The organism is Flavobacterium calami, assembly GCF_038290035.1.
Classification (GTDB): domain Bacteria; phylum Bacteroidota; class Bacteroidia; order Flavobacteriales; family Flavobacteriaceae; genus Flavobacterium; species Flavobacterium calami.
Genome location: NZ_JBBYHS010000008.1, coordinates 221,673 through 228,761, shown reverse-complemented (window position 1 = coordinate 228,761; position 7,089 = coordinate 221,673). Strand labels below are relative to the sequence as shown.

The following is a 7,089-nucleotide window of genomic DNA, read 5'->3' as shown; positions in this document are numbered from 1 at the left end:
ATTTTCAATCAAAAATTCAGGTAGGATTAATTTCAATAGCTCTATATACGAATCCAATTCTATGCTTTTTTTTACAAATATCAGAATATTTAATTATTGTTCCCCAGGTTTTGTTCTTGATCCATTTTTACTTTCAAACAACCTAATCATCTCCTCTGCCTTTTCCGGCTGATTGATTGCCTTTAAAGATTTAGCACATCGCAAATAAAAGACAGGTTCCGAATTTTCTTCAACACTAAATAACTGTAAATAACATTTGGCAGCAGCTTCGAAATCATTTTCAAAATAATATTTATCAGCAACTTTTTTAAGCATGTCTGCAGATTTATATCCTTTATCTACAACATTAGCATATATATTTAAAACATCTATGCTTACAGATTTTTTGCTGTATTCAGGAACTGTAGCTTTAATAGTGACAGGCTGAATAACCTGCTTAGCTTCGATAGTTGTAATTTTCGAAGGCGCTATAGGATCAGTCGCTTTAACGTAGGCTTTTTTGTATATAGCCGTTACAGTCCTGGTATTATTAGGCCCAAGATCATAAGTATTAATCATATCCAGTTTTGAAACCTCATATGTTGTAATTCTTTTTTTTCCACCTGCCAGATTAATCACTTCTTCAACACAATACGATTCTATAACAAGATCTTCATCGGATTTGTCATCAAACTTTAAGGGTGCTTTTCGAACATCTACATTATTAATCACCTGACTTACCTGACCAAAACAATTCAACGAAAAAACACCTGCAAGCACTATAAAGTGTACGACACAAGCTTTCATGATAATTCAAATAAAATTAAAACCGTATTGTATATTAAAGATACTAATTATGTTTTATTTACTTTTTGCTTTAACGATGAAGCGCTCTTAAAGACGTTTAAGTGCTGGATTGGGGTTTTAGATTAATGGTTTTTTGATTCTATTTGAAAGAAAAATTGTCGAACCGCTAAAATAAATAAGGCAATTAAGGTTCTGACCAGAAATATAAAAACTTCAGAAGGTACTAAAAAAACGAAAAGCTGCCAAAAATGACAGCTTTTCCGTTAATGTACCCGGAGCCGGAGTCGAACCGGCACGGTTTCCCACAGGTGTTTGAGACCAGCGCGTCTACCAATTCCGCCATCCGGGCTTAGCAGACGAAAAAACAATCAAAATTTGACTATTTTAACGCAATAGAATAAGCGAAAATGTGCTTATTCCTTTAACACGGTGCAAATGTAAAAAATAAAATTAAAAGTTCTACTAAAAATACTCAAAATTTTCCTTTCAGTCTCCAATAAATTTTATAAATTTGCACCTCGTTAAAACGAAGCACACACAACTAACTACATCCGAGGCAAATACGGAATTTGGAAGAAAAAAAAACAATTTGACCAAATCTACATGAAACCAAGGAATAAAACAACAAATTACAATGTCGCACCTAGAACCAGAAGCTAAAATTTTTGCTTGTTCACAAAGTGTTTATCTTGCAGAAAAAATTGCAAAAGACTACGGGATTCCGTTAGGAAAAGTAACGATGTCAACGTATAGTGATGGAGAATTTCAGCCATCTTACGAAGAATCAATCAGAGGTTTACGAGTATTCATCGTATGTTCAACTTTTCCAAGTGCAGATAATCTGATGGAATTGTTGTTAATGATTGATGCGGCAAAACGTGCATCAGCAAGACATATTACAGCTGTTATGCCTTATTTTGGTTGGGCAAGACAGGACAGAAAAGACAAACCAAGAGTTCCGATTGGAGCTAAATTAGTAGCAAACCTATTAACAGCTGCAGGAGCAACAAGAATCATGACAATGGATCTGCACGCAGACCAGATTCAGGGATTCTTTGAAAAACCAGTAGATCATTTATTTGCATCTACAATCTTTTTACCATACGTAGAAAGTTTAAATTTAGAAAATCTAACAATTGCATCTCCAGATATGGGAGGTTCAAAAAGAGCATATGCTTACTCTAAGTTTTTAGAATCAGACGTAGTAATCTGTTACAAACAAAGAAAAGCAGCCAACGTTATAGATACTATGGAGCTAATTGGTGAAGTAAAAGGACGTAACGTAATCTTAGTAGACGACATGATCGATACAGGAGGAACTTTAGCGAAAGCGGCAGACCTTATGATCGAAAAAGGAGCGCTAAGTGTAAGAGCAATTTGTACGCACGCTATTTTATCTGGCGGAGCCTACGAAAAAATCGAAAACTCTAAACTAACAGAATTAATCGTTACCGATTCTATTCCGTTAAAGAAAGAGTCAAAAAAGATAAAAGTGGTAAGCTGTGCGCCTCTATTTGCTGAGGTTATGCAGATGGTTCACCACAATAATTCCATCAGTGGAAAATTTATAATGTAAAAGCAATATGCTTTACGCTTTAAGTCGTAAGCATTGCCCATCATTAAAAAGCTTAAAGCCTTGTGCCTGAGGCTTACAACAAAATAGAATATTTATATTAATAACTATATTTTTTTTTACAATGAAATCGATTACAATTAAAGGATCAGAAAGAGAAAGCGTGGGCAAAGTGTCAACTAAAGCCTTACGTAATGCTGGAGCGGTTCCTTGCGTGTTATACGGAGGAAATCAAGCAGTACACTTCTCAGCAGACGCTGCAGCGTTCAAAAACTTGGTTTACACTCCAAATGCACACACAGTTGTGATTGAGCTTGGAAAAGGAAAATCATTCAATGCAATTTTGCAAGATATCCAAGTTCACCCAGTAACTGACAAAATTTTACACATTGACTTCTTCCAATTATTTGATGATAAAGAAATCACAATGGAAGTTCCTGTGAAAATCGTTGGTACATCTAAAGGTGTTCTTGCGGGAGGTGTTTTACGTTTAAACCAACGTAAATTAAAAGTTAAAGCTTTACCAGCAAATCTTCCTGATTTTGTTGAAGCTGACATCACTCCACTTGAAATGGGTAACAAATTATATGTTACTAAAGTTGGAAAACCAGAGTACAAAATTATGCACCCAGACAACACAGTTGTTTGTCAAGTGAGAATCTCTCGTGCTGCTATGAAAGCTGCTCAAGAGGCTGCAAAAGCTGCAAAAGCTCCTGCAAAAGGAAAGAAAAAATAATTTTTTTCAACTCTATACAAAAAGCCTCAATCTTACGATTGGGGCTTTTTTTTTAAGCGTCTAAGTTTCTAAGGGGCCGAGATGCTAAGGTTTTTTTATTTTGAAACGGCTTCGACTCCGCTCAGCCTGACACGTATAATATTTGCCAAGTTGAGCGAAGTCGAAGCTCTCTTTAAGAAATTATCTAATTGACACATTCTCAAATTCTCTAATTATTTTTTAGAAGCAGCAACTCTCCGTTTTCATAAGACGTAACGTTCCTGCCATCCGCTGTATCTTTTCCTGGTTAAAGAAACCAGAAAAAGGATGCCGCTTCTGTCAGGGCTAGCAAGGAAATATCTTTTTCATAAGGTCCTAAGTTGCTAAGAGTCTCAGATACTAAGTTTTTCATAGTTGTCAGACTGAGCGAAGTCGAAGTCTTTGTGTTTCTTGCAAATCTCAGTAAAAGCTATTTCTTAGCATTCTTAGCGCAAAACCCTTGCGATCTTTGCGGTTAAATCACGGGCAACAGTCAATTATCTAATTGTCACATTTTCAAATTATCTAATTATCCAATTGCCACATTCTCTAATTAATCTTACTTTTGCAATCATGATAAAATGGATAACAAAACTGTTTTCATCAAAATCAAAAGAAGAGAACATAGAAGACAATATGAAGAAATATTTAATCGTCGGATTAGGAAATATCGGAGCCGAATACGTAAACACCAGACACAATATCGGATTTAAAGTCCTAGACTTTTTAGCAAAAAAAGAAGGGCTTTCTTTCGAAACCGTAAAACTAGGTTCGCTGGCTGAGTATAAATTTAAAGGAAGAACCTTTTTTCTTTTAAAGCCAAATACTTATATGAATTTGAGCGGTAAAGCGGTAAAATATTGGATGGATAAGGAAAACATTCCGCTAGAGAATATTTTGGTCATTACAGACGATTTAAACCTGTCATTCGGAACCATTAGAATCAAACCAAAAGGGAGCGATGGCGGCCACAACGGTTTAAAAAACATCAATTTAGTTTTAAATACACAAAACTATACCCGTTTCAGATTTGGTATTAGCGATCAATTCAAAAAAGGGCAGCAGGTAGATTATGTTTTAGGAGAATGGGACGAAGAAGAAAAAGCAAAACTTCCGGAACGTTTAGAAATTTCTGCAGAAATAATCAAAACTTTTGGAACTGCCGGTTTAGAAAATACCATGACCAGTTTCAATGGAAAATAAAGATTTACAAGTATTTAATCTTTAAAAAAACAAATTATCAATTAATTAAATTGAATTATAACGAAATAGTATTTTCTATTCCAAAGTTAAATGTATAAATTTGGATAAATTATTATAAATCATAAAATCATATATCATGGCTTTTGAATTACCACAATTACCTTATGCATATGACGCATTAGAACCACATATTGATGCGCGTACAATGGAAATCCACCATACAAAACATCATAATGCATACACAACAAATCTTAACGCTGCTATTGCAGGTACAGATTTAGAAGGAAAAACAATTGAAAATATCTTAATCAATTTAGATAAATCTAACGCAGCTGTTCGTAATAACGGTGGGGGTTTCTACAACCACAACTTATTCTGGACTGTTATGTCTCCAAACGGAGGCGGATTACCAACAGGTGATTTGTTAGCTGCAATCGAAGCTTCTTTCGGAACTTTTGAAGAATTTAAAGCAAAATTTGCTAAAGCAGGTGCAACACAATTTGGTTCAGGATGGGCTTGGTTAGTTGTTCAAAAAGGAGGAAAATTAGAAGTTGTAGGAACTCCTAATCAGGACAATCCATTAATGCCAGAAGTTGCTGGTAACGGTGGAACTCCAATCTTAGGAATGGACGTTTGGGAGCATGCTTACTACTTAAACTACCAAAACAGAAGACCAGATTATATCGAAGCGTTCTTCAGTGTAATCAACTGGACAGAAGTTGCAAGAAGATTTGCTTTAGACAAATAGTCTTTTCAACAATAAATAAAAAACCGATTAATTCAGAAATGAACTAATCGGTTTTTTATTTATCTATTTATCATTACCATTTTGAGGCAACATTTTATAAATCTCTATTTCACTTCAAAAACATTATTGGCAGGCTTTACATCAGCCATTAATCCACTTGGATCAATCGTGATTTTTTTGATTGCTGTTTTGTTTTTGTTAATTGTAAAATTATAGTTTTGTTGCGCCCAGGCCCAGTCATTCAAAACAGTTCTTTTCTCATTCGGATTTGGGTTTGGCTTAATGAAGTTCATCATTCTTAAAGGAATGTAGAATGTCTCAGAAGTTCCGTCTGCATATTCTATTTTCAAATCGATTGGCATTGGCATTCTGCCGATTCTTTCTAAAGTAACAGTTGTTTTTCCCGAATCATCAGCAACATCTTTGATTCCGTAATCAATTGTATTAGTAGTTTGAGCCCAGTCTGTCAAATACCAGTCTAACTCTGCTCCCGAAACTCTTTCTGCAGATCTTTTGATGTCGTTTGGAGTTGGGTGTTTGAATTTAAAATCGTTGAAATATCTTTTTAAAGTAGCATCTACATTGTCTTTTCCAATTACATATTCTAATTGCGATAAAAAGATGCTCCCTTTTACATAAGATGAAATACTGTACGGACGATTTTCATCATAACGGTCTCCATGAGTTGTCTGTGATTGTTCTTTACCGGAATTTACCAATTGATAATACGCCGCATAATTTCCTTTAAACGGATTTACCACTTTTTTATCTCCTGCTAATTCATTCAAAGCACTGTCTTCGATGTACGTTGTAAATCCTTCGTCCATCCACGGATGCTTTGACTCGTTTGAAGCCAGAATATGCTGAAACCAAGAGTGCCCTAATTCGTGAGTTGCCGTTCCGAGAATTCCTTCAAGAGTTCCATTTCCCAACATTAAAGTACACATCGCATACTCCATTCCGCCATCTCCTCCCTGAATAAATGAGTATTGTTTATACGGATATTGACCAACTCTATGATTGTAATAATCCATCACTTTTACCATTAAAGGCTCTAATTGTTTCCAATTTTCTGTTGTTTTTGGATTGTTTTTGTAGAAGAAATGTAAATCAACATCATTTGGTCCTTTTACAATATCGTGCGTGTATTCTTTGTCAGCCGCCCATGTAAAATCATGCACATTTGGCGCAATAAAATGCCAAGTAAGCGTTTTTGTCTTCTTAGGATAAACAACTGTTACCCCAGCATCTTCGTAACCGTGTCCAATTGTATTTTTATCCTGAAGATATCCGGAACCACCAATAGTGTAATCTTTATCAATTGTAATTTTTACATCAAAATTACCCCAAACACCGTGAAATTCCCTTGCAATATAAGGATCTGCATGCCACCCTTCAAAATCAAATTCGGCTAATTTTGGATACCACTGCGACATGGAAAGCTCTACTCCTTCAGAATTATTTCTTCCTGAACGACGCACCTGAACCGGAACCTGCCCATCAAAATCTAAAGTAAAAACCGATTTCGAATTTGGTAAAATTGGCTTAACCAAAGTCACTTCTAAAATAGTTCCTGAAACCCTTGTCTGAGCAACAGCTCCATCTTGTTTGAAATTTGTGATTTTTAAGAATCCTATTTCGTTTGGTTTCAAAGATTCAATACGGCTTTGTTTTACCTCTTTCCCATCAGCTCCTTTTACCTTGATTACCATTCTTCCGTCAGGATCTTTTATAAAATGCAAACGGGCATCCATTTCGCTTCCCGGCTGAAAAGCATTTGGAAACAAGTGATAAAATACTTTTCGCAAAGTATCAGGAGAATTATTCGTGTAAACCAACTCTTGTTTTCCTTTGTACTGATAGTTTTTTACATCCATCGAAACCTCCATTTTATAATCGGCGTGCTGTTGCCAATATGGGGTATTTTGCGCAAAAGTCGTATTCAACCCAAAGCTCAAAAAAGAAAGTAAAATAATTTTTCGCATGTTTATATGTAATAGAAAATGGAAGAGCGTTGGCCCTTCC

6 protein-coding genes and 1 tRNA gene are annotated in these 7,089 nt (G+C 35.3%); 4 read left to right on the top strand and 3 right to left on the bottom strand.

Features of this window, described 5'->3' with window-relative positions; translation table 11 throughout:
• Window positions 1-93 precede the first annotated feature (93 nt).
• Together AAEO57_RS09350 and AAEO57_RS09345 are read right to left on the bottom strand one after the other, a co-directional pair.
• Window positions 94-786, bottom strand: coding sequence for a hypothetical protein (locus AAEO57_RS09350; RefSeq protein ID WP_341691907.1), 693 nt, complete (start codon window positions 784-786; stop codon window positions 94-96).
• 269 nt (window positions 787-1,055) lie between these two features.
• Window positions 1,056-1,135: transfer RNA gene (locus AAEO57_RS09345), tRNA-Leu, on the bottom strand.
• A gap of 285 nt (window positions 1,136-1,420) precedes the next feature.
• On the opposite strand from AAEO57_RS09345, the gene AAEO57_RS09340 reads away from it, so the two are divergent.
• The 4 genes from AAEO57_RS09340 (at window position 1,421) to AAEO57_RS09325 (ending at window position 5,064) form a co-directional block, all read left to right on the top strand.
• Window positions 1,421-2,362, top strand: coding sequence for a ribose-phosphate pyrophosphokinase (locus AAEO57_RS09340; RefSeq protein ID WP_111378835.1), 942 nt, complete (start codon window positions 1,421-1,423; stop codon window positions 2,360-2,362).
• A 121-nt stretch (window positions 2,363-2,483) separates the two neighbouring features.
• Complete coding sequence (locus tag AAEO57_RS09335; protein ID WP_026727205.1) at window positions 2,484-3,095, top strand: 50S ribosomal protein L25/general stress protein Ctc; 612 nt, start codon at window positions 2,484-2,486, stop codon at window positions 3,093-3,095.
• Between the two features lie 591 nt (window positions 3,096-3,686).
• Complete coding sequence (gene pth, locus AAEO57_RS09330) at window positions 3,687-4,316, top strand: aminoacyl-tRNA hydrolase (protein ID WP_341691899.1); 630 nt, start codon at window positions 3,687-3,689, stop codon at window positions 4,314-4,316.
• Window positions 4,317-4,452: 136 nt separating this feature from the next.
• Window positions 4,453-5,064 carry a superoxide dismutase gene (locus AAEO57_RS09325; protein ID WP_341691897.1) on the top strand — a complete coding sequence of 204 codons (612 nt, stop codon included), beginning with the start codon at window positions 4,453-4,455 and terminating at the stop codon, window positions 5,062-5,064.
• Window positions 5,065-5,168: 104 nt separating this feature from the next.
• Here AAEO57_RS09325 and AAEO57_RS09320 read toward each other — a convergent pair whose 3' ends face one another.
• On the bottom strand, window positions 5,169-7,049 hold the full coding sequence (locus tag AAEO57_RS09320) for a M1 family metallopeptidase (protein ID WP_341691895.1): 1,881 nt from the start codon (window positions 7,047-7,049) through the stop codon (window positions 5,169-5,171).
• Between the last annotated feature and the right edge of the window lie 40 nt (window positions 7,050-7,089).